Origin of the sequence: Pseudomonas sp. GM50 (assembly GCF_000282375.1) — a bacterium.
Taxonomy (GTDB): Bacteria; Pseudomonadota; Gammaproteobacteria; order Pseudomonadales; family Pseudomonadaceae; genus Aquipseudomonas.
Genome location: NZ_AKJK01000059.1, coordinates 71503 through 97866, shown reverse-complemented (window position 1 = coordinate 97866; position 26364 = coordinate 71503). Strand labels below are relative to the sequence as shown.

At 56.6% G+C, this 26364-nt stretch carries 23 protein-coding genes, 4 tRNA genes, 1 pseudogene and 1 riboswitch; of the genes and pseudogenes, 12 read left to right on the top strand and 16 right to left on the bottom strand.

Features of this window, described 5'->3' with window-relative positions:
- The 7 genes and pseudogenes from PMI30_RS14595 to PMI30_RS14615 form a co-directional block, all read left to right on the top strand.
- Positions 1-2539 (top strand): Ig-like domain-containing protein (locus PMI30_RS14595; protein WP_008009993.1); only part of this gene is annotated, 2539 nt, incomplete at its 5' end.
- Positions 2540-2715: 176 nt separating this feature from the next.
- Positions 2716-3168, top strand: a complete 453-nt coding sequence (locus PMI30_RS31705) for a lysozyme inhibitor LprI family protein (protein WP_238541993.1) — start codon at positions 2716-2718, stop codon at positions 3166-3168.
- A 44-nt stretch (positions 3169-3212) separates the two neighbouring features.
- On the top strand, positions 3213-4142 hold the full coding sequence (locus PMI30_RS0129710; RefSeq protein WP_238541992.1) for a hypothetical protein: 930 nt from the start codon (positions 3213-3215) through the stop codon (positions 4140-4142).
- Positions 4143-4283: 141 nt separating this feature from the next.
- The gene (locus tag PMI30_RS14600) at positions 4284-5258 is read left to right on the top strand and encodes a DUF4062 domain-containing protein (protein ID WP_008009987.1); all 975 of its coding nucleotides are present in this window, start codon (positions 4284-4286) and stop codon (positions 5256-5258) included.
- 631 nt (positions 5259-5889) lie between these two features.
- Positions 5890-6810, top strand: a complete 921-nt coding sequence (locus PMI30_RS14605; protein ID WP_008009982.1) for a hypothetical protein — start codon at positions 5890-5892, stop codon at positions 6808-6810.
- A 104-nt stretch (positions 6811-6914) separates the two neighbouring features.
- Entirely contained in the window at positions 6915-7247 is a 333-nt protein-coding gene (locus PMI30_RS14610) for a hypothetical protein (RefSeq protein WP_008009980.1), read from the top strand.
- A 530-nt stretch (positions 7248-7777) separates the two neighbouring features.
- A pseudogene (locus PMI30_RS14615) lies at positions 7778-8081 on the top strand (recombinase family protein).
- Here the strand turns inward: PMI30_RS14615 and PMI30_RS30120 are convergent.
- Positions 8078-9106, bottom strand: a complete 1029-nt coding sequence (locus PMI30_RS30120; protein ID WP_008009978.1) for a toll/interleukin-1 receptor domain-containing protein — start codon at positions 9104-9106, stop codon at positions 8078-8080. The pseudogene PMI30_RS14615 and the gene PMI30_RS30120 sit on opposite strands and share 4 nt — an antisense overlap.
- Before the next feature lie 118 nt (positions 9107-9224).
- Positions 9225-9301: transfer RNA gene (locus PMI30_RS14620), tRNA-Arg, on the bottom strand.
- 290 nt (positions 9302-9591) lie between these two features.
- Between PMI30_RS14620 and PMI30_RS14625 the strand changes: the two genes are divergently transcribed.
- Positions 9592-9825, top strand: coding sequence for a hypothetical protein (locus PMI30_RS14625; RefSeq protein WP_008009976.1), 234 nt, complete (start codon positions 9592-9594; stop codon positions 9823-9825).
- 22 nt (positions 9826-9847) lie between these two features.
- The gene (locus tag PMI30_RS14630; protein WP_007904756.1) at positions 9848-10027 is read left to right on the top strand and encodes a PA3371 family protein; all 180 of its coding nucleotides are present in this window, start codon (positions 9848-9850) and stop codon (positions 10025-10027) included.
- Here PMI30_RS14630 and phnN read toward each other — a convergent pair.
- On the bottom strand, positions 10002-10574 hold the full coding sequence (gene phnN, locus PMI30_RS14635; RefSeq protein WP_008009974.1) for a phosphonate metabolism protein/1,5-bisphosphokinase (PRPP-forming) PhnN: 573 nt from the start codon (positions 10572-10574) through the stop codon (positions 10002-10004). The two genes, PMI30_RS14630 and phnN, sit on opposite strands and share 26 nt — an antisense overlap.
- Before the next feature lie 387 nt (positions 10575-10961).
- Here phnN and PMI30_RS14640 point away from each other — a divergent pair, with 387 nt between their 5' ends.
- The gene (locus tag PMI30_RS14640; RefSeq protein ID WP_003178899.1) at positions 10962-11288 is read left to right on the top strand and encodes an Arc family DNA-binding protein; all 327 of its coding nucleotides are present in this window, start codon (positions 10962-10964) and stop codon (positions 11286-11288) included.
- Between the two features lie 197 nt (positions 11289-11485).
- Here PMI30_RS14640 and mgtE read toward each other — a convergent pair whose 3' ends face one another.
- Positions 11486-12928: a magnesium transporter gene (gene mgtE, locus PMI30_RS14645; protein ID WP_008009969.1), complete on the bottom strand. Its 1443-nt coding sequence runs from the start codon at positions 12926-12928 to the stop codon at positions 11486-11488.
- 321 nt (positions 12929-13249) lie between these two features.
- Here mgtE and PMI30_RS14650 point away from each other — a divergent pair, with 321 nt between their 5' ends.
- The gene (locus PMI30_RS14650) at positions 13250-13765 is read left to right on the top strand and encodes a hypothetical protein (RefSeq protein WP_008009967.1); all 516 of its coding nucleotides are present in this window, start codon (positions 13250-13252) and stop codon (positions 13763-13765) included.
- Between the two features lie 19 nt (positions 13766-13784).
- On the opposite strand, the gene PMI30_RS14655 is transcribed toward PMI30_RS14650, so the two are convergent.
- From PMI30_RS14655 to ltaE, 7 genes are all read right to left on the bottom strand, one after another.
- Positions 13785-13861, bottom strand: a tRNA-Arg gene (locus PMI30_RS14655).
- A 71-nt stretch (positions 13862-13932) separates the two neighbouring features.
- Positions 13933-14009: transfer RNA gene (locus tag PMI30_RS14660), tRNA-Arg, on the bottom strand.
- Positions 14010-14116: 107 nt separating this feature from the next.
- Positions 14117-14207, bottom strand: a tRNA-Ser gene (locus PMI30_RS14665).
- A 62-nt stretch (positions 14208-14269) separates the two neighbouring features.
- A complete protein-coding gene (gene csrA / locus PMI30_RS14670) occupies positions 14270-14458 on the bottom strand; it encodes a carbon storage regulator CsrA (RefSeq protein ID WP_002554426.1) in 189 nt (62 codons plus the stop codon).
- 185 nt (positions 14459-14643) lie between these two features.
- A complete protein-coding gene (locus PMI30_RS14675) occupies positions 14644-15885 on the bottom strand; it encodes an aspartate kinase (RefSeq protein WP_007904746.1) in 1242 nt (413 codons plus the stop codon).
- Positions 15886-15975: 90 nt separating this feature from the next.
- A complete protein-coding gene (gene alaS, locus PMI30_RS14680; RefSeq protein ID WP_008009964.1) occupies positions 15976-18597 on the bottom strand; it encodes an alanine--tRNA ligase in 2622 nt (873 codons plus the stop codon).
- A 146-nt stretch (positions 18598-18743) separates the two neighbouring features.
- Positions 18744-19748: a low-specificity L-threonine aldolase gene (gene ltaE, locus PMI30_RS14685; protein WP_008009962.1), complete on the bottom strand. Its 1005-nt coding sequence runs from the start codon at positions 19746-19748 to the stop codon at positions 18744-18746.
- A gap of 291 nt (positions 19749-20039) precedes the next feature.
- A riboswitch (FMN riboswitch) is annotated at positions 20040-20209 on the top strand.
- Between the two features lie 103 nt (positions 20210-20312).
- Here ltaE and PMI30_RS14690 point away from each other — a divergent pair.
- Positions 20313-20825 (top strand): 6,7-dimethyl-8-ribityllumazine synthase, encoded by a 513-nt coding sequence (locus PMI30_RS14690; protein WP_008009960.1) that lies wholly within the window; start codon positions 20313-20315, stop codon positions 20823-20825.
- 126 nt (positions 20826-20951) lie between these two features.
- Here the strand turns inward: PMI30_RS14690 and astE are convergent, their stop codons facing one another.
- The 5 genes from astE to astA all read right to left on the bottom strand — a co-directional run bounded on the left by astE (position 20952) and on the right by astA (position 26284).
- A complete protein-coding gene (gene astE / locus PMI30_RS14695; protein WP_008009957.1) occupies positions 20952-21962 on the bottom strand; it encodes a succinylglutamate desuccinylase in 1011 nt (336 codons plus the stop codon).
- A 12-nt stretch (positions 21963-21974) separates the two neighbouring features.
- A complete protein-coding gene (locus PMI30_RS14700) occupies positions 21975-22265 on the bottom strand; it encodes a hypothetical protein (RefSeq protein WP_007904718.1) in 291 nt (96 codons plus the stop codon).
- A gap of 19 nt (positions 22266-22284) precedes the next feature.
- Positions 22285-23631 carry an N-succinylarginine dihydrolase gene (astB, locus tag PMI30_RS14705; RefSeq protein WP_008009955.1) on the bottom strand — a complete coding sequence of 449 codons (1347 nt, stop codon included), beginning with the start codon at positions 23629-23631 and terminating at the stop codon, positions 22285-22287.
- A 161-nt stretch (positions 23632-23792) separates the two neighbouring features.
- Positions 23793-25262 carry a succinylglutamate-semialdehyde dehydrogenase gene (gene astD, locus PMI30_RS14710; protein WP_177318843.1) on the bottom strand — a complete coding sequence of 490 codons (1470 nt, stop codon included), beginning with the start codon at positions 25260-25262 and terminating at the stop codon, positions 23793-23795.
- On the bottom strand, positions 25259-26284 hold the full coding sequence (gene astA / locus PMI30_RS14715) for an arginine N-succinyltransferase (protein ID WP_007904689.1): 1026 nt from the start codon (positions 26282-26284) through the stop codon (positions 25259-25261). The genes astD and astA overlap by 4 nt, the downstream gene beginning before the upstream one ends.
- Between the last annotated feature and the right edge of the window lie 80 nt (positions 26285-26364).

Here is a 26364-nt window from a genome sequence, read left to right as displayed (position 1 = left end):
GTTTGACGACCAGGCGATCGCAGTAACCGTGACGGGCGTCAACGATAACTCCCCGGTGATCACCTCCAACGGTGGTGGTGCGACGGCTTCGGTCAATGTGGCGGAGAACACCACGGCGGTCACGACAGTAACGGCGACCGATGCTGATCTTCCGGCGCAAACCCTGAGCTACTCGATCCTGAATACGGCCGGGACGGACTTCAGCAAGTTCTCGATCAGTTCGAGCGGGGTGCTGACGTTCAATTCAGCGCCCGATTACGAGAATCCCCTGGATGTCGGTGGAGCTGACGGCGACAACGCCTACGTTGTGGACGTTCAGGTGGCCGATGGCAATGGCGGAATCGACACCCAGACGATTACGGTAAACGTGCAGAACGTAGTTGAGACGCCAGTTGATACTGTGGCGCCAACGGTGACAGTGACGGGGACTGCCTTAGGGGGTTCGAACGGTTCAACGTCGACGGTCACATTCCAGTTCAGTGAGGTTGTGAGCGGTTTCAACCTTTCGGACGTCACGGTGACTACAACGAGCGGAACGCCCCGCGGAACCTGGAGTAACTTCACGCAGGTAGACGGCGATACCTACACGGCAACGCTGACCAGAACACTGGGCGGTAGCATAAAAGTCGATGTTACTGCGAACAGCTACACCGACCTGGCGGGTAATGCTGGTGCTGCCGGAAGCAGTGCAAACCTTCCGGCAGGCGTTGCCGGCGAACCCATCAATCTAGCCCTCACTACTCCATCGGCCGATATCAGCGGTCCGATAACGGTGTCAATCAGCGGTGTTCCCTCGGGATGGATATTCAATGCGGGAACCGACAACGGCGACGGAACCTGGACCGTGCAGACCAGCGATCCCGGCGCATTGACGGTGACAACCCCAAGCGACTTCGTGGGAGCGTTGGTGCTGGATGTCAACATGAACTGGAGCAACAGCGACGGCAGCACCGCCAGCGCCTATGTGTTCAACAACGTCGAAGTCTATGCCCCTGGAGCGCCGATCTTTGCCTTGTCCGCTGACGACAACCTGACTGGCTCGTCCGGTGCCGACACTTTCGTCTTCGCCCAGCCGATCGGCAACAACCAGATCTACAGTTTCGATGTCACGGCAGACAAGATCGACCTGATCGGCTTCACGGGCGTCACCGGTTTTGCTGACTTGAGTATCGCCAACGACGCCAACGGCAATGCGCTGGTCAGCATCGGCTCCGGCCAGTCGGTCACCCTGAAAGGTGTCGATGCGGCGAACTTGAGCGAAGCGAACTTCCAGTTCGATGTGGACCCGGTCATGACCAATACCGGCACCCTCAGCATTGCCGACGGCGCGATCATGCCGTTCGGTGGCAGCATCCATAACAGCGGCACCATCGAACTCGGCTCCACCGGCAGCGCGACCAGTCTCGAGATTCTGTTTCGTGGCGCGACCTTGACCGGTGGCGGTCAGGTGCAGCTATCCGACAGCGCACAAAACGTGATTTTCGGCGGCAGCGCCGACACCGTCCTGACCAACGTCGACAACCGTATTTCCGGCGCCGGCCAGTTGGGCGCCGGGCAGATGGTATTGGTCAATGCGGGGCTGATCCTGGCCAGCGGACTGAACAGCCTGGTGCTCGACACCGGCACCCACACCATCACCAACAGCGGAGTGCTGGAATCCACAGGCGCAGGCGGAATGACGGTTGCCAGTACGGTCGAAAACACCGGCCATCTGTGGGCAAATGGCGGTGATATGAGCCTGCTGGCCGATGTTACCGGCGACGGCAGTGCCACCATCGATGGCAATGCGACCTTGAGCTTCGCCGGCGCCGCCCACACATCCGTCGCCTTCCACGGCGAAGGTGCGGGCACGCTGGTGATCGCCCAGGCCGAAGCGGCGGGCTCGCTGGTCGGCATCCTCGGCCTGGAGAGCGATGACATGTTGACGTTCGGCAATATAGCCTTCGGCGCCAATACTCAGCTCAGCTACAGCGCCAACGCCTACGGCAGTGGTGGCCAGCTGACGGTGGACGACGGCGTGCATCGGGCCGAGGTGAATCTGCTGGGGCACTACTCGGTGGACGACTTCCATGCCACCGACGGCGGCGAGGCCGGCACCCAGGTCAATTACAACGGCGAGTCCAGCGGCACACTGGTGGGCAGCATGCTTGCGGACACGCTCAGTGGCGGCGATGGCAACGACATCATCGTGGGTCGTGGCGGGGAGGACACGCTCAGCGGTGGCGCGGGAGCCGATGTGTTCGCCTACCTCAACGTGGCTGAAGGCGGGGACACCATCCTCGACTACAACTTCGCCGAAGGTGACGCGCTTGACCTCTCCGCGCTGCTCAAAGCCAACTTCGTCAGCGGCAGCAGTCAAGTGTCCGACTTCGTCCAACTGACGCAAACAGGCAGCGATATCACCGTGAAGGTGGATACCGATGGCGCAGCTAATGGTACGAATTTCGCCGATGTGGCGGTCCTTGCCAACACTGGCACGAATGGTACTGATCTTGTGCGTACCTTGTTCGGGGATACCGACCATACGCTGACGGTTTGAGGTATTGGGCTGGAGTTGAGCAGTTAATGATAGTGGTGTCCCCGGAATCATTATCTGGCTACTCAACTCCTTCGCTCACGCTGCATGGAAGCGCCGCCCCTGCTGGACGAGCCCGACCGCAGAGTCTGCTTTTGCAGAGCTGTTAGTGGATTCAACCGATGGATGCAACACGTTAGATGAACCTTTGGGCTGCGTCTCATAGTTTAATGTGCACATCTCTGGAAAAGGATTTCATCGTGTACATCAAAGGACGCTACATCGTGTCTGCCTGCGCGCTGCTGTTTTTCCAGCACGCACTGGCGACCGGAATGGACTGCACAAAAGCGGCAAACGCTGTCGAAAATACAATTTGCGCGAACAAAGAGCTGTATGAGCTGGATACGCAAATGGGGTCGGCCTATCGAACGCTGATGAACGCCGCTTCGCAGGCGCAGGTTGAACTGAAGAGATCCCAGCGTCAGTGGTTGAAAGTGCGCAATGAATGCGTCGAAGACGTCGCCTGCCTGGAACAACACTATCGCGAACGCTTGCAAGCATTGCACGCGCAATGGGTCGACGCCGTTGCCTACCAACCTGACGACGTCGATAAACAAGTGATGAGGATCTGCAACAACGCATCCAGGACCTGAGCAAGGACAACCCGGAGTTTGCGTTGGAGCGGACACTCGACTCTATGGCGTTCGACAGCGGCGCAACATCATTCTCTGGCGACTCGGGTGAAGATGAGCAATCCCTCTTTCCCAAGACCATTCCCCAAAAGGTCTCGGAGGACGAGTGGAAGGCACTGAAAGCGTCCAACATCGACGGCGCCGCTGAATCCGGGCAGACCACATACACGCTGATGGATATGGATGGCGACGGACAACGTGACCTCATCGTTGAAACCTATTCCGGCGGCACCGGGATGTTCAGTTACACAGAAACCTACCGTCGCAGTGAAGGTCGGTTCATCAGCACAACATCGGAGCCAGCCCATGAATCCGGCTCACTTTTCCATACCAATGACCGCGGCGCCAACCAATCCGTGAACTGGATCAAGGTTCGCGGAAAAATGTACGTCGCCTACCGAAACGGTAGCTATGGCGTTGATCAGGTCTTTCTTCTCAATCCCCTGAAGATCAATAACAAAGTGCCCACACTGACCGTTCGCTACGGCTATCAACTGACAGTGCCTCACACTCAATATATGGAGGACGGCACCACCCCTTTCGAACTGGATCCCGCGCTGCAAAAGGTACTCGCGAAAGCCTTGATCAAAGTGAATGCAAGTGAAGCCCAGGAGACTGGCCAGCAGAAAACCCCGATCTGCCCCATCCCCTCTTCAGCACAAGACAGTGATGACTATTACAGCTTCGGGGCGAGTTACTACGCGGTCGAACCCGTCGCCGATATGCCGGTGGTCATCGGCAATGAGTGCTTCATCGCAAGACTGATCAATTGGTACGGGAGCTACAGCGACAAGGACGGGCTGTTTGCACTACTGACGTTGCGCAAACCGGGATCTGAAGACCAGGCACGCAGTTATTCGGTCAACGGACGTCGACATATCACACGAGTGAGCACATCGATTGGCAAAGCCGAAGGTGGGGCTGAATATTTTTAGTCAGTAATCCGCCGATGAACAGCCACAAAAAAGCCCCACAAGACTGCGTAAAGCGGAGCGACACGGCTCAAGGGGTCTCGACTCATCCACACGCGATAGCTATCTTGATCGATCAAAGCGCGAATCGATCAAGGAACGAAAATGCAGAAAAGGCATCAGGTATTTATCAGTTCGACCTACACGGATTTGAAAGAAGAGCGAGCACTGGTCACGCAGACTCTCATGCAAATGGATTGCATACCTGCAGGCATGGAGCTTTTTCCTGCTACAGATGAAGAACAACTCGATTTCATCAAAAAAGTGATCGACGACTGCGACTACTACTTGCTAATTATTGGTGGCCGCTATGGATCTACCACTGAAGAAGGGATTAGCTATACAGAGAAAGAATATGAATACGCGGTAGAGCAAACCATTCCCGTGATAGCACTACTGCATGAAACCCCAAATTCAATCTCTGTAGAAAAATCTGAAATCTCCACAGAAATGCGAGAAAGACTCAACCGCTTTCGAGCACGCGTATCAACTGGACGATTAGTTAAACACTGGAAAAGCGGAAGTGACTTACCTGGACAAGTGGCAATCAGTATTGCGCAGGCCATATCGCGCTTCCCAAGGGTCGGATGGATTCGAGGCAATAACGTTGCAAGCGAGGACTTGCTTCGCGAAATAAATGACCTAAGAAAAGAAAACCAAGCCTTAAAAGCAAAGTATGAGCTTCAGAAAAACATCCCTACAATTGAAGAACTAAATCCTGCCGACCTAGACTCAAACATAACTTTGCACGGAACATACTCAGCAAACATGACGAGACAAGGGTGGAGCGCAAACACGAACTGGAGAGAGATATTTTATTTAATTTCGCCATACCTCACAATCAACACCTCAGAAGCTGTGATTAAAGAACACCTAAAAGATGGAATCATCTCCAAGTACCGAATCAACTCATACAAAAATATCTTGAGCGATCAGGACTTTCAGACTGTATCAGTGCAAATGCAGATCCTTGGATTAATCACAATCAACGCTGCAAATGAACATTCACGAGAAAAACTCTGGAGGCTTACCCCGAGTGGAGAATCCTTAATGTATAAGCTCCGAGTTATTAAAGAATAGTTGATCAACTAATTTCCTTTGCTGGAGCAGTCTGAGAGGTGCTAGTGTATTGGTGAGCTGAGCTGTGAGCTACCTTACGCACATCTCACCAATGCACTCAGCTTTGAGTACATCTCCCCTCCCCAAGTAAAACCCTTTGATACCCCCGCCCCCACAGTGAAATATCGCGACGTGTGACGTTTTTGTCTCACTGAGACGATTTGGCTCTTTGGCAGATCAAGTTTGTAGCGACTTTCTCTTTATTTCTCGCGAACGGCGAAAGGGCAGCCGTCGCTGCGACTATCGGGTATCTGCCGTTGCACGCAGATAGCAAGCGCCAACCGCGTCTTTACCCTGCGCTCGCGCCATCGGCACAAGACGTACAAGCGTTCTATTGCAGTCAGCCTCAGAAGCCTTCTGCTCCGTCATGACCGGCTGGCCGCCGATGAACATTACGAAAATCCAGTGGGTGAGCATTTGCGGTCCCTTACGTTGTGACAAGAGTAGATTCCAGTTCGCCGACTTTGGCTCGCAACACCCCGCCAGTGAGTTCGACATCTCATTGAACTAAAGTAGCAGTCGCCGCCTTCTGACTTGATTTTCCCTCCTTGGTATGGCTTTTTGTCACCATCCCATTCAAGGAAGAAAATCAGTGCCTACCAAAAGAAAAATTGCGTACGCTCATCACCTTCCAGGCTGGAAATTCGATGGCGGAAACCGAGAAACGCTGAAGGCAAGCCGCCGTGTCGTACCAGATGAGTACGAAGAAGAGATGATGGGAAACCTGTTTTGCCCAGGGTGTTACACCAACGTCGAACGCACCCCGAAAGAAAAGAACATATCCACGAACCAGCGCGATCCTTTTTACCGTCACCTGAATCGCTGGCAACACATCGCTTGCGTGCTTAGCGCGAAGAAGCCAGTCGGAAAACGGTATGACACTTGGGAAGAAGCTAGACGGGCGATCGAACATGAACACTTGGCGATCGTGAAGGAATTTTTGCAGGAGAAGCCAGAAATTCAATTGGTTCCAGGTGGCGAGTATGACGAAACACCTGTCGAAGACATTGAAGGGCCTCTTTCGGCGACCCCGATAGCGCGACATGAGGGAGACTCATTCGAGCTACCGAGTACGATTACTACCGTCGCGGGCATATGCCGGAGCTTCGAAAAAAACAAAGACAAGTACTTTTTCCTACCTGAAGCTTCGCATGCGGTGAAATTAGCTGAGCTGCTCACTGACGTGGCCGACGTTGATTACGACATCCTCGACAACCCACAAACATCGCGCCTTTACTACGGAAAGATCATCGGGAGCCACAATGCTGGTAGCCATGACCTATCCACCCGCATGACGAAGCTCGTTTGCAATTCCGCAGTGAAGGACTTTTATCTGAAGCTCCCTAACGGCTTTTGCCGGGACAAAGGAATTACTGACAAGTCCAATGGGCGCATCGTGATGTTCTTCGGAAAGATTACTGAGAGCGGCATCGGATTAGCTGCCACAAATCTGGCTTGGGGAGAGGTCGCCTTGGTGCCCGCCAAGTACAACGAACTGTTGATCCCAGAATAAGGCACGCCCAGTGCAGCCTGACAGCAGGCTAGAGCAGGTCACCCGCGTATCCGGAGATGGTAGAACACTCTGCTGTGGTGATGGCAGGGACAGGAAGAGACCGAATGCAACTCAACGTCAGCGGTAAACGGATTTTCGGTAACGGGATAAGCTTTGAGGGTGAGTATCCCGCCCTTGAAGCCGTGTTGATCAACGAGCGAGTGATAGTGACGTTCGACTGGATGGCTTTTGAGAGGGATCTTCCTGCACAAAATCTTTTCTGCTACGACCGATCCGGCAACCTTCTTTGGCGCGCACCAGATATCGGGATGGGGATTGTGGATGCCTATACCGGCGTGACAAGCGAGGAGCCACTTTGGGTAGCAAACTTTGCTGGCTTCAATTGCCGCATTGATGAAGCGTCTGGCCAGGTTCTAGAGACTCACTTTACAAAATGACTGGCTCACATTTGAGCCATCCATACCGATGTGGGATTTTCTCACTTTGCCCTGACTGCGAACCACCGAGGATTTCTCTGTGGTTCGAAAATCCTCGAATTCGAGGTATTTCCCCGGCGGGGGATCATCTGCATTTAGATCTGTACGCCTAGGTACGCGACACGTTTTCAATATTCGCAAAACGTGTCGCGACACCTGCCCTACCGAAATGGGAGGTCAGGTTTGTTGCCGGGTATCCGACTCAAAGCCAATTCCCACCAACGGTGGATATTTCTAAAATTGAGGATCCCCCCCCCCCCGCACTCCTGCATCGGATTCATCCCCAACTGGGGGGTTGGATGGATTTGAGATCCGACCAGCTTTCTTGTGTTGATGGTGGACGACTGAGCTGAAAACTCAGCCCTGTATCACTTTGCCTATGCCTATCCAGATACGGGCAGATTTTGCCTTTTTCAGCCTTTTCGCTTGATAAGTAACACCCAAAGTGAAACAGCATTAGGAGAACACCCTAACTGATACAGGCACCCTTCATGTTCATCCGCACATACCTCCGAGCATCGACCGAAGAGCAAGACGCCGGGCGCGCTCGCGATTCCCTAGAGCAGTTCACCGCCGATCACGACAAGACAATTGTCAGTGTGTACCTAGAGAATGCCAGCGGTGCGACCGCGGACCGGCCTGAGCTGCTGTGCCTTCTCAAGGATGGTGGACGCCCATTTGCACAATCGCGTGACTGAATTGCTCGCCGCGGGACTGGGAATCCGAGCAACGGCAAGTCATGCAAACTGTTCAACCACCACAGTTCTTCGAGTGAAGGAAGCAACCGGAATCTAACCCGCCAGTAGAGAGCCAGGTCGAGATAGAACGGCGTAAGCAAAGGTAACACGATCGCTCATGCTCCCATGGCTGGAGCACTGTATCTGCTCAATTTGCGCAGCCATAAAAAATCCATTGATATTTTTGAAGACGACTATCTCACCGACCTTGGGCGTACGCGCACGAGAAGTAAAATCATAGCCTTGCGGATTGAGGATTTCTTCAAACTGCTTGGCGCCTTTCGCGATCGCCACGCCTTCAATATTGTAAGGATCGCTATAGACGTGAATAGACGTATTTGAAGCGCTGCTCCATTTGGTGAGGAACCCCATCGCCCCGGAGCCGCACGAATATTCGCCATTGTTGTTTGAATAATCGAAATCTACGACCCCGGCTAGAGCTGATGATGAGTAACCAGATAACCCGGTTACTAGTTTCTTCAGCCCCGCGTTAACGGCAGCAACCGAAGGCCCCGAGATCATTTTTTCTCCTTCTATCATCGAAGGAATAGCTGGTGCAGCAGCCGGCGTGGACGAATGATTATGAAAGGGATTCTTTCCTCGCACTGGACGCCGTTTCGATCGCTGACCATAGATATCAAGTAGCAAATCGCCATAGCTTTGCTCAAAGTTAGGCTCGCTGCGGAAGTCTACATATAGCTTTGAGGCGAGAAATATCGGCACGCTATCAGCATCCTCTGCAGTCGCACGAACAAGCGGAATGATCTTCTCCAGCTTCACATCCCGCATAAGCTGCGCAGTAAGAATCATGCTCTCGTAGCCAACACCACCTTTGCCAGAATCGGCTTTGGACACATAGGAGGGTGTACAAATCGCGATCACCTTATCCGCAGATGCCATTGAATGCATGAAGCGCGGGAGGTCGCCACCGGATGGGAGATCCCACTGATCCAAAATCACGTGGATTCCGTCGAGCTCAAGCCGATTAGCAAGCGCTTCGACCCACTTTTTGTGATCAAGGCTGTCATGGGAATATGAGATGAAGACGCTGACCGATGGTGATCCCTCAGAGGTCACTGACATAACTTACCTCTAAGTTCAGAGCCATAGCCGAAACGGTTTTGGACCACCAGTTGCACCCACCCTGCACCCATAAGAGTTAAGCTGAGAAGCCAGAGATTGCTGGAGGCCTTGAATTATATGGTGTCCCAGGGCAGGTTCGAACTGCCAACCTTCCCCTTAGGAGGGGGATGCTCTATCCAATTGAGCTACTGAGACACAAGTCGCCCGCAAGGAATGCGCAGCGATGGACGGCGTGCATGTTAACGGGCAGGCCCGCTTTTGTCATGTCGTCCGTAGGCTTTTTAAGTGTAGGCAGACGCCTCACGGCAGCGTGGCTTTGTTTACCGTGCAAATTGCATCACCGCAAAATGCCATCATTGCAAAATGCAATGTGGGCATTTTGCAAAAATATCTTAATTCGTTGTTTTTAAAGGATTTAATAGCCGTTAGACTTTTGGCATGCGGGCTGCTTCGACTGTTCTCACAGAACACTGGAGATCAGCCCCATGAACAGCGCTCTTTTAGTCGCGAACGCAGTCGCTTTGGCGGTTCTGGTGGGTTTTCATTTCTTCCCCGAAAACGACGTTGCGACGATTGCTCAGCGCATCCCCCATTACCTGCAACTGCAAAAAACCCCGCAGTTGGCAGTCATGAGCGATCAACGCGGTTTTATCAGCCAAGAGGTGAGCCAGGAGACTGTTCAGCTGCGCACACAGTCTTTCGAACGCTTGGTATTTTGAATCACCCCATCAGGAGCACAGCATGTCCAAATCAGCCGCAGGATTTTTCATCCTCGCTTTACTGAGTGGCATCCTTCATCTGTCATTGGTCCAGGACACGGTCGTCACCCTGCCCCTGATTGCCTGCGGCGTGTTCGGTGCGCTGTTCGTGCTGGCGCTGATCGCCGGGCGCAAGATCAAGTTCGATCCGGTTTTGCGCTGAAGTTCAGCAGCTGCAGAAGATTAGCCACGGTGCCAGCAAGGTCGCCGGAGTTATCGAGTCGGCGGATCTGCAGATCACCGATTGAATCATCAGCCGTAAACAGCGCATTACGGTGCAGTCTTGCTTCAATTTCTGCCGGGCTCTCACGCCCTCGCCGTAGCAGGCGCTCGCGCAGGGCTTCATCCTTGACCGTCAACAGCACCGGCAATAGCGTGGGATAACGCTGTTGCGCTTCTGCCAGGTGCCCGCGCGAACCGTTGATCAACACATCGCGACCGTCCGCAAGCCATTGGTCTATGCGCACAGGAATGCCGTAATTCAGCCCATTGGCTTGCCACGACAATGCAAAATCCCCTTTGGCTCTGCGTCGTTCGAACTCTTCGCGGGAAACCTCGATGGCGTCTTCCCCCACGGACTCCGCCGAGCGCGTGATAACGCGGCGCACGACTTCGCAATTGCCCGCGCGCAGCGGCCCACGCGCAGCTTCGATGAGGCTGTCCTTGCCGGATCCCGAAGGCCCCATCAAATAAATCAGCCGGCCATCCATCCTGAAATTATCCCGCGCCACGTGCCCACACTAGTAAATCGGCCATTTGCCACTATCCTGTATAAGGTAAGGAACAAGGATCGAATCCGCATAGCATGCACCTTCAGGCGTCTTCGGGCATCACCTGTCGGGCAAGAGGACGCGGTTCAGCGATACGGACTCATGGATTATTTTCAAACCAGTCCGCATTTCTGATAATAGGTGCTGGCATTAAGCCTTTACCCAGATCAATATTTGTCACAGAATTGACGCCAATGATCTGGCTAATTTGAGGCATGATGCGCGCCTCTATCAATTCAGGTTGAACATTTGGCCGGAGTGCTTGTCCTATCTGACATCCTGCGGCCTATCCCGAGAACCGCTCCCCTGAACTAACCGGTTAAATATATGCGCCCATTGAAACAGGCAATTTATTCCAGCCGTACGGCTGACAAGTTCGTCGTACGTCTGCCAGACGGAATGCGTGAACGCATTGCCGAGGTGGCTCGCAATCATCATCGCAGCATGAACTCCGAAATCATCGCGCGCCTTGAGCAGAGTCTTATTCAGGAAGGCGCGTTGGGTGAAGAGTTGAGCATGCGCCTGGACAGCCCTGAGTTGTCATTGCATGAACGCGAACTGCTGCAACGCTTCCGCCAACTCTCCCACCGTCAGCAAAACGCTCTGGTTTCGCTGATCGCCCATGATGCCGAAATGGCCGCAGACGCTTCCTGATTCACCCCGAAAGCTCAAGCCAGCGTAATTGCTGGCTTTTTTTGCCTGAAATTTGGCTAAAAAAAACCCGCCGATCGGGCCCAGACTTGTAGGAGCCAGGCTTGCCGGCGAAGGCGCCCTTAAGAGCGCTTTCGCCGGCAAGCCTGGCTCCTACAAAAAGCGGCTTGCTCAGGCGGGTTGTTTTTTGAAGCAGGACGTTAAAGCAGGAAAATCGTCGCCAGTCCGAGGAAGATGAAAAAGCCACCGCTGTCGGTCATGGCAGTGATCATCACACTGGCACCCATTGCCGGGTCGCGCCCAAGCCTCGCCAGGGTCATCGGAATCAAAACCCCCATCAATGCCGCAAGCAACAGGTTAAGCGTCATGGCGGCGGTCATCACCACGCCCAGGGACCAACTGCCATAAAGCAGATAGGCCACCACACCAATCACGCCGCCCCAGACCAGACCATTGATCAAGCCGACCGCCAACTCCTTGCGCATCAGCCGCGAGGTATTGCCGGTACTGACCTGGTCCAGCGCCATGGCCCGAACGATCATGGTGATCGTCTGGTTACCCGAGTTGCCGCCGATACCGGCGACAATCGGCATCAATGCCGCAAGGGCTACCAGTTTCTCGATCGAGCCTTCGAACAGGCCGATCACCCGCGATGCTATGAACGCGGTGATCAGGTTCACCGCCAGCCAGGCCCAACGGTTGCGCAGGGACTTCCAGACTGACGCGAAAATATCTTCTTCTTCACGCAGACCCGCCATGTTGAGAACTTCGTTTTCGCTCTCTTCACGAATCAGGTCGACCATTTCATCGATGGTCAGACGACCGATCAGCTTGCCGTTCTTGTCGACTACGGGGGCCGAGATCAAGTCGTAACGTTCGAATGCTTGAGCGGCCTCGTAAGCGTCTTCGTCCGGATGAAAACTCACCGGGTCGCTGGCCATGACTTCCGACACTTGCTTTTCCGGGTCGTTGACCAGCAGACGCTTGATCGGCAACACGCCCTTGAGCACGCCGTCGTAATCGACCACGAACAGTTTGTCGGTGTGGCTTGGCAGCTCTTTGAGACGGCGCAGGTAACGCAAAACCACTTCGAGACTGACATCCTCACGGATGGTCACCATCTCGAAGTCCATCAGTGCACCGACCTGCTCCTCGTCATAGGACAACGCGGAGCGGACGCGCTCACGCTGTTGATTATCGAGGGTTTCCATCAGCTCGTGGACGACGTCTCGCGGCAGCTCGGAGGCCAGGTCAGCGAGTTCGTCGGCATCCATGTCCTTGGCCGCTGCCAGGAGCTCGTGATCGTCCATGTCGGCGATCAGGGTTTCACGAACCGAATCGGATACTTCGAGCAGAATGTCGCCGTCACGATCGGCCTTGACCAATTGCCAGACCGCCAGACGATCGTCCAGCGGCAAGGCTTCAAGGATGTAGGCAACGTCGGCGGAGTGCAGATCATCGAGTTTGCGTTGCAACTCGACGAGGTTTTGCCGGTGAACCAGGTTCTCGACCCGGTCGTGATGTGGACCTTCCTGGCGATGAGTCAGGTCTTCGACCACCCGCTGGCGTTGCAGCAGCTCAACGACTTGAGCGAGGCGGTCTTGCAAGCTTTCCTGCGTTTTCTTTACTTCAACTTCAGACATAGGCGAACTCCACTCCCAGCAGCGGGGCACGCCGGAAGGATCAATCAGTCAATTCATGATTGTAGAAACGGGGTACTGAGTAACTACTGGGTAAGTCCATGGAGGTATTCCACAAGCCCCGGCGGGGCTGACGGGCGCAATGATAACACCGCCTGATGGTTTTAAACGTTAAAAAATCGCGGCTGAAACAAGTGCTTGCGAGACAAACCTGAACGCCATCCTGATCCATGAAACTGCGACGACTTATCCTGAAAAGAAAACACACTGCCGCCTGAAAATGTAATGACTACCCTTGATGGAGACCGTCATGGAGGACGTCGAATGCTATCGATTGCTCGTTACTTGCTTGCCACCCTGCTCTGCCTGTCGCCTCAGGCGCTTGCCACGACCGTTCACCGGTGCGAAGCCACCAACGGGCACATCACCTTCACGACCTTGAGTTGTACGGCTGGAGAAAGCCTCTCGCGTCAGGACGTACGCACTTTTTTGCCAGGCAGCGCGATACCCCTGATGCCGGAAGCCGGGTTTCGCGAAACATCAGGTACGAAATTCCAAAGGAGAGAGCCGACGATCGTGGGTCAGTCCGAGGGCAAATGTGGAGATCTGCTCAGCGCGAAGGAACGCCGCATAGCGATCATCAATCAGCGGGTCGTTGCCGGCATGACTCAGCAGGAGGTCGAAAGCGCGCTTGGCAAGCCCGACAAGATCAGCACCCGCAATTCAGCCATGAGCTACCGCTACGACAACAAGCGAGGTCGCAGTGCAAACATCGAGTTCGACGAGAAAGGTTGTACCAAAGGAAAAGCCAAATCGCAGACGGCAAAAAGCCCGCGTTAAACGCGGGCTTTTTGTTGTTTGGTGCACTCGACAGGATTCGAACCTGTGACCGCTCGGTTCGTAGCCGAGTACTCTATCCAGCTGAGCTACGAGTGCATTTGTGTTTTTATACCAGATCACAACTGGTTGAAGCCAAGTTATTCACATTACTGCAAACAACTCTTAAATGGTGCACTCGACAGGATTCGAACCTGTGACCGCTCGGTTCGTAGCCGAGTACTCTATCCAGCTGAGCTACGAGTGCATTTGTTGCCGCGCATTATAGGCCGTTGAATCTTTTTGTAAAGCACTTTTTCTAGTAATTTCAACAACTTACCGAAGAAGCCAGATTACAACGTACTACGCAAATAATGGCGGAGAACGGGGGATTCGAACCCCCGACACCCTTTTGAGGTGTACTCCCTTAGCAGGGGAGCGCCTTCGGCCACTCGGCCAGCTCTCCGCAACACGGGGCGTATCTTAACCAACCTTTTCCCCGTTTGCAAACATAAAAAACGATAAAAATTAATGGCTTGGTTCTTCGTCCTTCTCTTTCTTTATACGCAGGTAAATTTCTTCACGGTGGACCGCAACCTCTTTCGGGGCGTTGACACCGATACGCACTTGATTTCCTTTAACGCCGAGCACGGTCACAGTGATTTCGCCATCACCAATAATCAGGCTTTCTGCGCACCGACGAGTCAGAATCAGCATACCTTTCTCCTCACGCATTTCATTTCAGGGACAACAGTCTGCAAAAAAAAGGCATTCGACCTACAACCAGAACGATCGCAGCCCTACATGCCTGAGTATTGACTAGCGCGAGCAAAAGAACAGTTTTGGTACGCGCCATTCAAAAAACAAAGGGCGCGGTCAGACCGCGCCCTTCGGGAAACGCATTACTCGCCCTGTCGGGCCGGCGCATCCAGTTCGAAAGCCGTGTGCAGAGCGCGCACAGCCAGTTCCAGGTACTTCTCTTCGATCACCACCGACACCTTGATTTCCGAGGTCGAGATCATCTGGATGTTGATGCTCTCTTTCGCCAGGGATTCGAACATGCGGCTGGCTACGCCTGCGTGGGAGCGCATGCCGACGCCGACGATCGAGACCTTGGCAATCTTGGTGTCGCCAACGATTTCACGGGCACCGATCTCGCGAGCGGTGTTTTCCAGCACGGTGTGCGCCGCCTGGTAGTCGTTGCGGTGCACGGTGAAGGTGAAGTCGGTGGTGTTATCGTGCGCAACGTTCTGCACGATCATGTCGACTTCGATGTTCGCGGCACTGATCGGGCCGAGAATCTTGAACGCTACGCCCGGGGTGTCTGGCACGCCACGGATGGTCAGCTTGGCTTCATCGCGGTTGAAAGCGATGCCGGAAATGATCGGCTGTTCCATGGTTTCCTCTTCATCAATAGTAATGAGGGTGCCCGGACCCTCCTTGAAGCTGTGCAGTACGCGCAGCGGAACGTTGTACTTGCCGGCGAATTCCACCGCACGGATCTGCAACACCTTGGAACCGAGGCTGGCCATTTCCAGCATCTCTTCGAAGGTGATCTTGTCCAGGCGCTGAGCCACGGACACCACACGCGGGTCGGTGGTGTAGACGCCGTCGACGTCGGTGTATATCTGGCATTCGTCAGCCTTCAGGGCTGCCGCCAGCGCCACGCCGGTGGTGTCGGAACCGCCACGACCGAGGGTGGTGATATTGCCGTGCTCGTCGACGCCCTGGAAACCGGCGACAACCACCACACGACCGGCCTTCAGGTCACCGCGAATCTTCTGGTCATCAATCTGCAAGATACGCGCTTTATTGTGCGCGCTATCCGTCAGAATCCGTACCTGGTTGCCGGTGTACGACACCGCTGGCACGCCACGCTTGATCAGCGCCATGGCCAACAGTGCAATCGTCACCTGCTCACCGGTGGAAACGATCACATCCAGTTCGCGAGGAACCGGCTGGCCGTCGCCACTGATTTGCTTGGCCAGATCGATCAGACGGTTGGTTTCGCCGCTCATTGCAGACAGCACAACCACCAGGTCATCGCCCGCCTCGCGGAATTTCTTAACCTTGTCGGCGACCTGCTCGATTCTCTCGACAGTGCCGACTGAGGTGCCTCCAAATTTCTGTACGATCAAAGCCATTTCAAAGCCGCCTCTGCCCATGAAGGGCGCCCAATAATCACTCAAACAGCGTTCTGGCCCGCCACTAGACCGCGGGCCAGACACACTGCCTTATAAACCCTGCTCTACAAATGGAACAGTCAGGGCCAATGCGGCATCCAGTGCGCCAGCGTCAATACCACCGCCCTGCGCCATGTCTGGACGACCACCGCCCTTCCCGCCCACTGCCGCAGCAGCCTGTTTCATCAAATCACCGGCTTTGAGTTGGCCAGTCAGGTCTTTGGTCACGCCTGCAACCAGAACGACCTTTTCCTCATGGAGACTGCCGAGCAGGATCACTGCGCGGCCGAGTTTGTTTTTCAATTGATCGACCAGCGCCAGCAGCGCTTTGCCGTCCTGACCGTCCAGACGCACGGCCAGCACTTTCACGCCTTTGACGTCCAGGGCAGAAGCCGACAGATCGTCGCCCGCCGCGCTGGCCGCCTTGGCCTGCAACTGCTCGAGTTGCTTCTCCAGCAGACGGTTGCGCTCCAGCACAGCCGACAGCTTGTCGATCAGGTTATCGCGGCTGCCCTTGACCAGGTTGGCCGCTTCCTTGAGTTGTTCTTCTGCCGTGTTCAAGTAGGCCAGCGCAGCTGCACCGGTCAATGCCTCGATACGACGCACACCGGAGGCTACACCGCCTTCGCTGATGATTTTCAGCAGGCCGATGTCGCCGGTACGGGTGGCGTGAATACCGCCGCACAACTCGACAGAGAAATCGCCCATGCTCAGCACGCGCACGCTGTCGCCGTACTTCTCGCCGAACAGCGCCATGGCGCCTTTTTGCTTGGCAGTTTCGATGTCGGTTTCTTCGGTTTCAACTTCGGAATTCTTGCGAATCTCGGCGTTGACGATGTCTTCCAGCGCCTTCAACTGCTCAGGCTTGATCGCCTCGAAGTGGCTGAAGTCAAAGCGTAGACGCTGACTGTCGACCAACGAGCCTTTCTGCTGAACGTGCTCACCCAGTACCTGACGCAATGCAGCGTGCAGCAAGTGAGTGGCGGAGTGGTTCAGCGAAGTCGCGTGACGCACGTCGGCATCGACATGAGTCTCGACCGGAGCGCCAACGATCAGGCTGCCCGAATCCAGCACACCGTGGTGCAGGAACGCGCCGCCGGTCTTGGTGGTGTCGCGCACGTCGAAACGCGCAGCGCCAGCCTGGAGGAAGCCGCAATCACCGATCTGACCACCAGATTCGGCATAGAACGGGGTCTGATTGAGAACGACCACGCCCTCTTCGCCTTCGCTCAGTGCGTCAACCGATTGCCCGTCTTTATAGAGAGCAACGATTTTGGCGGAACCGCTGTGAGCGGTGTAACCGGTGAACTCGGTGGCCACATCAACCTTGACCAGGCTGTTGTAGTCCATGCCGAAGGAGCTGGCGGAGCGGGCACGGACGCGCTGGGCTTCCATTTCGCGCTCGAAACCTTCTTCGTCGATGGTCAGGCTGCGCTCGCGAGCGATGTCGCCGGTCAGGTCCATCGGGAAGCCGTACGTGTCGTAAAGCTTGAACACCACGTCGCCCGGCACCACGTCGCCTTTGAGTTCGGCCAGATCCTGCTCGAGGATCTTCAGGCCCTGCTCCAGGGTCTTGGCGAATTGCTCTTCTTCGGCTTTCAGGACGCGCTCGATGTGCGCCTGTTGGGATTTCAGCTCAGGGAACGCTTCACCCATCTCGGCGACCAACGCCGCAACGATCTGGTAGAAGAAGCTGCCCTTGGCGCCCAGTTTGTTGCCGTGACGGCAAGCGCGACGAATGATCCGGCGCAGCACATAGCCGCGACCTTCGTTGGACGGCAGCACGCCGTCGGCAATCAGGAAGCCGCAGGAACGGATGTGGTCAGCCACGACTTTCAGCGAAGCCTGAGCATCGTTGGTGCAACCGATGGCCTTGGCCGATGCAATCAGCAGGCTCTGGAACAGGTCGATTTCATAGTTCGAGTGAACGTGCTGCAGCACGGCACTGATCCGCTCCAGGCCCATGCCGGTGTCCACCGACGGCGCTGGCAACGGGTGCAACACGCCATCGGCGGTGCGGTTGAACTGCATGAACACGTTGTTCCAGATTTCGATGTAACGGTCGCCGTCTTCTTCCGGCGAGCCCGGTGGGCCACCCCAGATGTCGGCGCCGTGATCATAGAAAATCTCGGTGCAAGGACCGCACGGGCCGGTATCGCCCATGGTCCAGAAGTTGTCGGACGCGTACGGCGCGCCTTTGTTGTCGCCGATGCGAACCATGCGCTCGGCCGGCACGCCGATGTCTTTGGTCCAGATGTCGTACGCCTCGTCATCGCTGGCGTAGACGGTGACCCAGAGCTTTTCTTTCGGCAGGTTCAGCCACTTCTCGGAGGTCAGGAAGTTCCAGGCGTAGGTGATGGCGTCACGCTTGAAATAATCACCAAAGCTGAAGTTACCCAGCATTTCGAAGAAGGTGTGGTGACGGGCGGTATAGCCGACGTTTTCCAGGTCGTTGTGCTTGCCGCCGGCACGCACGCATTTCTGGCTGCTTACAGCGCGGGTGTACGCGCGCTTTTCCTGGCCCAGAAAGCAGTCCTTGAACTGGTTCATCCCCGCGTTAGTGAACAGCAGGGTTGGGTCGTTGCCCGGAATCAAAGAGCTGGAGGCTACACGGGTGTGGCCTTGCTCTTCGAAGAAGCGAAGGAAGGCTTCACGGATTTCTGCGCTTTTCATTAGGTTCTTCCACGGAGGCTGCGGCCAAAGGCCTGTGCGAAACGTCAACAGACGAAGCGACGGCAAAGGGCCGCATTATATCGGCGTTAGTGACTAGGTACAGTGTGTTTGTACGATACAAACAGTCAATTGGACGGCTAACACGGTCAGTTGTGAGAAAAGTCGGCAAATGTGGCGACGACTTGCTCGATTTGCGCACGACTGACGTCCATGTGCGTGACCATTCGCAGACGACCGGCAGCGCTGAGCTTGATCCCGCGTGTCGCGGCAAAGGCCTTGATCGCTTCGGCCTTGTCGCCCATCTGCACGTAAACCATGTTGGTCTGCACCGGCTCGACCTCATAGCCCGCCGCTCGCAGGCCTTCGGCCAGCTTTTGTGCGTTGGCATGGTCATCGGCCAGGCGTTGAACATGGTTATCCAGCGCATACAGCCCCGCCGCGGCGAGAATCCCGGCCTGGCGCATGCCGCCGCCAACCATCTTGCGCAGACGTCGCGCCTTGGCGATCAACTCGACCGAGCCGCACAGCACCGAACCGATCGGCGCGCCCAGGCCTTTGGACAGACAGACCGAAACCGAATCGAAATGCTGAGTGATCTCTCGGGCATCGACACCCAGCTTGACCGCCGCATTGTAGAGCCGCGCGCCATCCAGATGCAGCGCCAGGCCGTTTTCACCAGTGAATCGGCGAGCTCGAGCCAGATACTCCAGCGGCAAAACCTTGCCCTGCATGGTGTTTTCCAGCGCCAGCAAACGAGTGCGGGCGAAGTGGAAGTCATCTGGCTTGATCGCGGCGGCGACCTGCGCCAGGTCCAGCGAACCATCGGCCTGCACTTCCAGCGGCTGCGGCTGGATCGAACCGAGCACTGCCGCACCGCCACCTTCGTACTTATAAGTGTGAGCCTGTTGTCCGACAATGTATTCGTCACCGCGATCGCAGTGGGCCATCAGGCCCAGCAAGTTGCTCATGGTGCCCGTCGGGACAAATAGCGCCTGGGCAAAACCCAGTCGTTTTGCCAGTTCGGCTTCCAGACGGTTGACCGTCGGATCTTCGCCATAAACGTCGTCACCGGTGGCTGCATTGGCCATCGCGTCGAGCATCCCTGCGGTCGGTTGGGTGACGGTGTCGCTGCGAAGATCGATAACGCTCATGAATCTGGCCTCGGTAAACAGGGGGAAAATCCCTTTCAGGAAGGAATTACTGCGGTCATGCCGATAAATAATCAAGCCTTCGCGAGGAAAAGACTGATTACGCCTTCGAAAAAGCGCAATCCATGTGGGAGCGGGCTTGCTCGCGAAAGCGGTGTGTCAGGCAACATCATTGTCGACTGGCAGTCCGTATTCGCGAGCAAGCCCGCTCCCACAGGTTTCGTGACCGGCATTGGCTATGCGCGCGCCGGAAATATGTGTTAAAAACGCTCGCCGCCAAACAATCTGGCGGCAAAACGTTCTCAGGGCGGGGTGTAACTCCCCACCGGCGGTAATTGCGCGCAATGCGCATAGCCCGCGAGCGCTTGGCGGCAGCACGGCAATGGCTGTGATGGCGGCAAGGTCAGCAGACCCGGTGTGATCCCGGGGCCGACGGTCATAGTCCGGATGAAGAGAGAACGGGATTGGCGCCAAAGGGCTGTCCGCAGGCACTCGTGCGAGCGTGCATACCCTTAAATCCCATTCGATTCATAACGCCCTGTTTTTCACACAAACAGGAGTCAGAACATGCAACCCACCGCAATCGATAGCAAAAGCAAAAACCATCAGGGCGAGCGCGTCGCGTTCATCCAGGCCTGCTGGCACAAGGAAATCGTCGATCAGAGCCGTAAAGGCTTCGTCGCCGAAATGATTGCTCAGGGTTATCAGGAGTCGGACATCGATTTCTTCGAAGTCGGTGGTGCGTTTGAAATGCCGCTGCACGCCAAGTTACTCGCCAAGACCGGACGTTATGCCGGCATCGTTGCCGCAGCCCTGGTGGTGGATGGCGGGATCTACCGTCACGAGTTCGTCGCCCAGTCGGTAGTCAGCGGCCTTATGCAGGTTCAGCTGGAAACCGAAGTGCCCGTGTTCTCGGTGTCTTTGACCCCGCACCACTTCCATGCCGGTGAAGAACTGCATCATAAGTTCTTCTTCGAGCATTTCGTGCACAAAGGCCAGGAAGCGGCGAAGACTTGTGCGGATACGCTGCACAAGATGCATGCGTTGCGCCGTAGCGAGCCTCGCGCAGTAGCCGTTTAAAGCACAACACCATCCCTGTAGGAGCGAGGCTTGCCCGCGAAGGCGATTCAACATTCAACATCACCGTTGAATTGGAAATCGCTTTCGCGGGCAAGCCTCGCTCCTACAGGGGGGCGGCGATAATTTTCAGGCCAGGTTTTCGTCGGTGGTCGGCACGATCAGGATGCCGGCGCGCAGGCCGTTCTTGACCTTGGGGTTCGGGAAGATGATCCGGGCGCCCTGCTCTTCGATGACCCAGCGGGTATTGGCGATATCCTCGGCCAGCACATAACCCACTTTCAACTCCGAAAAGTTTTCGATATCCGTCGGCAGGTTCAGGCGGAAGCTATCGCTGTGCTTGATGACTTCCCGCGCGACGCTGAACAACTGCAAACCATCCAGGCCTTCGTCGGTCATTGGCGGCTCGGTGCCTTCGATGATCTGCTTCAGGCGGGTTTCAAGAAGGCTGACGTTGACCCCATCGTTCTGCCCGAACGGCCGAGCCTTGCCCAGTTCCAGGGTGAAGGACTCGGCATCGAGCTTGTCGTAGGTATAGGAGCTGAAGACGATGGAGGGTTTGTTCTGCAACAGCACCGCTTCCATGCCGGCGGCGCGCAGGCGAGCCAGTTCCAGGCGTGAATGCTGACGACCTTCTTTCCAGGGGTACAGGGCGAACTGCTCGATTTTCGAGCCACGGATCGCCGTGTGCAGGTCATAGTGCAGGCGATTGCGGTCCGGCAGGCTGAAGAAAGTCGCCGCCAGCCGCTCCAGCTCACAAGCGCGCAACGCCTCGGAACCACTGGTTTGTTCGTGCCGACCGTTGAACAGCCGATTGACGTCCTGCTCGATGAAACGCTCACCGCGGCGAATAGCCTCGGGATTGCCGAACAGGAACAGAATACGTGCACGCGGCTTCAAGTCACCGCGGGCGATGTCATGCAACAGGCGATCGAGCAGCTCGATCGGCGCTGTTTCGTTGCCATGGATGCCGGCCGAAAGCAGCAGGTCCAGGCCATTGTCGCTCGCTTGCGGTGGCCGGACTTCCAGCGCACCTTCGCTCAACCAGCGCATCCGCACGCCTTCGACAGTCAGTTGAGTCTTCTCCGCCGGTTCGCGGCCGGCGAGGGTCAGTTCAAGCAGTTTGCCGAGGGCGAGCATAGAGCGGTTTCCTTAGTGGTCGTGATTGCAATCCGGGCCGTGCACGTGGTCCTCATCATCACCGACGTCAGCCGGTTCCATCTCCAGTTGCAGACTTACCAGATTAGTCGCCAATGGGCGCAGCAGCAGGTTTGCGTACTCAGCGTCACCTTCTTCGACGTCTACGCCGATCAGCAACTGGCCGCGGCCGTCCTGCTGGATCCACAGCTCTTTGCCTTGCCACATGACCGCGACGCGGGTGCAGGAAGTTTCCAGTTGCGTGCCGTCGGTGTCTTCAAGGATCAGCTGCAGGGTATCGCTCATGTGTTTACGCTCTCGACGTTCAATTGATCTGGAATGGATAAACCGCGCCCAGTTTAAGGATTTGCGTCAGTTCATCCAGTGCCGTCCGGCACTCAAGCAGCAATTGCGGGTCCGCCAGATCGTTTTCGGTCATGCGGTCGCGGTAGTGCTTGTCGACCCATTCGGTCAACGTGCCGTACAACGGTGCCGTCATGATAACCCCTTGGTTGACGGCTGCCAGCTCGGTTTCGTTGAGTGCGACGCGCAACCGCAGGCAAGCTGGGCCACCACCGTTCTGCATGCTCTGCTTGAGATCAAAAACTTTTACTTCGCGGATCAGGCCGCCAGAGCTGGTCAGGCCTTGCAGATACTGCCAGACACGTTCGTTGCCACGGCATTCTTCCGGCACGATCAACAGCATGGAGCCGTCAGGACGCGACAGCAGCTGGCTATTGAACAGGTAGGAACGAACGGCGTCTTCCACGGTGACCGCTGAACGCGGTACGCAGATCGACTGAAATTTCCCACCGACTTTTGCGAGTTTGCCGTGCAGTTCAGCGAGCATCTGTTCGGTATCGAGGAAGGCGTCCTCGTGATAGAACAACACCTCGCCGTTACCCACTGCGATCACGTCGTTGTGAAACACGCCCTGATCGATCACCGAAGGGTTCTGCTGGGCATAGACCACGCCGTCATCACTCAGGCCGTGCAGACGCGCGACCGCCTGGGACGCTTCGAGGGTCTGGCGCGCCGGGTATTTCTGCGGCGACGGGTAACGGGTGTCGAACGCGCTGCGACCGAACACGAAAAACTCGACGCCGGCTTCACCGTATTCACGGCAGAAACGGGTGTGGTTGGCCGCGCCTTCGTCACCGAACTGCGCCACGGCCGGCAAAGCGGCGTGGTGTGCGAAGTGCTTCTGATCGGCGAACATCGCCCCCAGTACGCGACTGGTGGTCGGGTGTTCGATGCTGCGGTGGTACTTGCAGTTCAGGTTGGCGGCGGTGAAATGCACGCGGCCATCCGCGGTGTCGGCGCTCGGGCTGACCGTGGCGGCGTTGGCCACCCACATGCTCGACGCAGAGCAATTGGCAACCAGCAGTGGCATGGCCTCTTTGGCGGCGCGCTCGATCACCTGAGCATCGGTACCGCTGAAACCCAGGCGGCGCAGTGCGGCTACGTCCGGACGCTCTTGTGGCGCTAAAACGCCTTGCTGAAAGCCCATTTCCATCAGCGCTTTCATCTTCGCCAGGCCTTGCAGCGCGGCTTCCTTCGGGTTCGAAGACTGCTGGCTGTTGCTCTGGGACGCGACGTTGCCGTAGGACAGGCCGCCGTAGTTATGGGTCGGCCCCACTAGACCGTCAAAATTGACTTCATAGGATTTCATCAGCGAGGCTCCACGAGAATCTGTTGTTATGGCTTCAGTAACTATTCAGTAAGACCGCGGCGCGGCCATCGCCAGCAGGCTGGCTCCCACAGTGATTGGGTCGCACACAAAATTTGTGTACACCACCGAACCTGTGGGAGCCAGCCTGCTGGCGATGGGCATCACGCCATTTTCACGCCAGGCGTGAGAGCCGCTGGCATGGTCAGGCTCGGGGTTTCCAGCGAGGCCACCGGGTACGCGCAGTAATCTGCGGCGTAGTAGGCGCTGGCGCGATGGTTACCCGATGCACCGACACCGCCGAATGGCGCGCTGCTCGCCGCACCGGTCAACTGCTTGTTCCAGTTGACGATACCGGCCCGGCTTTCCAGCCAGAACTGCTGATAACGCGCTTCGGAGTCCGACAGCAAACCAGCCGCCAGGCCATAGTCGGTGTCGTTGGCTTCAGCGATCGCCGCTTCAAAATCAGCGTAGCGGATCACTTGCAGCAGCGGACCGAACAGCTCTTCGTCCGGGCGATCGGCAACCGCCGTCACGTCCAGAATGCCGGGGGTCAGCAAGGCTGCCTGAGCCTGGGGCTGAGTCATTTCCAACAGCGCCACTGCGCCGTTGGCCAGCAGGTGTTCTTGCGCCTCCATCAGCGCTTTCGCAGCGCCAAGGGAAATCACCGAGCCCATGAACGGCGCCGGTTGCTGATCGAACGCACCGACGTCAATGGTCGAGCTGACCGCCACCAGACGCGCCAGCAGCGTATCGCCCCAGGCGCCTTGCGGCACCAGCAAGCGGCGTGCACAGGTGCAACGCTGACCGGCAGAAATGAATGCCGACTGAATGATGGTGTAAACGGCGGCATCGAGGTCCGCGACCTGATCCACCAACAGCGGGTTGTTGCCGCCCATTTCCAGCGCGAGGATTTTGTCTGGACGACCGGAAAACTGCTTATGCAGGTGATTGCCGGTACGGCTGGAACCGGTGAAGAACAGACCGTCGATGCCCGGGTTCGCCGCCAGGGCGATACCGGTTTCGCGAGCGCCTTGCAGCAGGTTCAGCACACCGGCCGGCAAACCGGCTTCGATCCAGCACTTGACCGTCAGCTCGGCGACTTTCGGGGTCAATTCGCTCGGCTTGAACAGCACACTGTTACCGGCCAGCAGCGCCGGCACGATGTGACCGTTCGGCAAGTGACCGGGGAAGTTGTAAGGACCGAACACCGCCACCACACCGTGTGGCTTGTGGCGCAACACCGCCGTGGCGTCGCCCAGCGGGCCGCTCTTCTCGCCGGTACGTTCGCGGTAGCTCTGCACCGAGATCGCAATCTTGTTGACCATGCTGGTGACTTCAGTCGCCGCTTCCCACAGGGGTTTACCGGTTTCTTCACCAATGGTGCGAGCCAGTTCGTCAGCATGATTCTTCAGCGCAGCGGCAAAGGCTTCCAGCACACTGATGCGTTCATCCAGGGTACGGCGAGCCCAGCCCGGGAACGCCTGACGCGCAGCTTGCACAGCCGACTCGACCTGACCGGCCGTGGCGCCTTCGCCGGCCCACAGCACTTGCTGGGTCACCGGGTTTACCGATTGAAAGCTTTCACCCTGGCCAGCCAGCCATTCACCGGCGATGTATAGCGAATTCATTATTTCGACTCCCGAGCAGCGGACAACGGAACGGCGCGCACTTGATCGCCAGCGTTGAGTTGAAGGCGTTTGGCGGTCAGCGGATCGACCACTAAAGTGCCGGCGGCGAAGCGTGCTGGCGCGGCAGTGATCCGGCAGTCTTCGCGCTTGCGGTTATGAATCAGGAACGGCGTGGCGTCGTCACCCGGGGTGCCGATGGCCAGCACCAGCGCCTGGCTGTCGCGCACTGCGCGAATCTTGGCGGTTTCGCATTCCACCGCAGGGCCGGCATCGAAGATGTCGACGTAGCCTTGGTAGCTGAAACCTTCGCTCTTGAGCATCGACAGGGCCGGCTCGGTGTCCGGGTGAACCTGGCCGATCACGTTGCGCGCGTCTGGCGACAGGAAGCAGGTGTACAGCGGGAATTTCGGCATCAGTTCGGCGATGAACGCCTTGTTGCCCACGCCGGTGAGGTAATCGGCCTGGCTGAACTCCATCTTGAAGAAGTGTCGACCCAGGCTTTCCCAGAACGGCGAACGCCCGGCGTCATCGGACACACCGCGCATTTCGGCGATGATCTTGTTGCCGAACAGTTGCGGGAACTCGGCGATGAACAGCATCCGCGCCTTGGCCAGCATGCGGCCGTTGAGGCCACTGCGGTAATCGGCGTGCAGGAACAGCGAGCACAGTTCAGAGTTGCCGGTCAGGTCGTTGGCCAGGAACAGCGTCGGAATTTCGCGATAGATGTTCAGCTCTTGCGAGGCGCTGACGGTCAGGCCTACGCGAAAGTTGTACCAGGGCTCACGCAGGCCGACGGCACCGGCGATGGCGGAAATGCCCACCACGCGGCCATCGTCATCTTCGAGCACGAACAGGTAGTCCGCATCGCCCCGCCCGGCTTCGCCGCGAAAGGTCTTCTCGGCCCAACCGACCCGATGGGCCAGACGCTCTTCGTTGGCCGGCAAGGTGGTCAGGCCGGTGCCGGTGCTACGGGCCAGGTCGATCAGAGCGGGTAAATCGCTGCTGCGTACGGGACGAACGATCATGCTATCTCCTCAAACGGGCCGCTGACGCCACCCGTGAAACTCGCTGCTTTACTCAGCATTCACTCTTTATAGGCATAGCA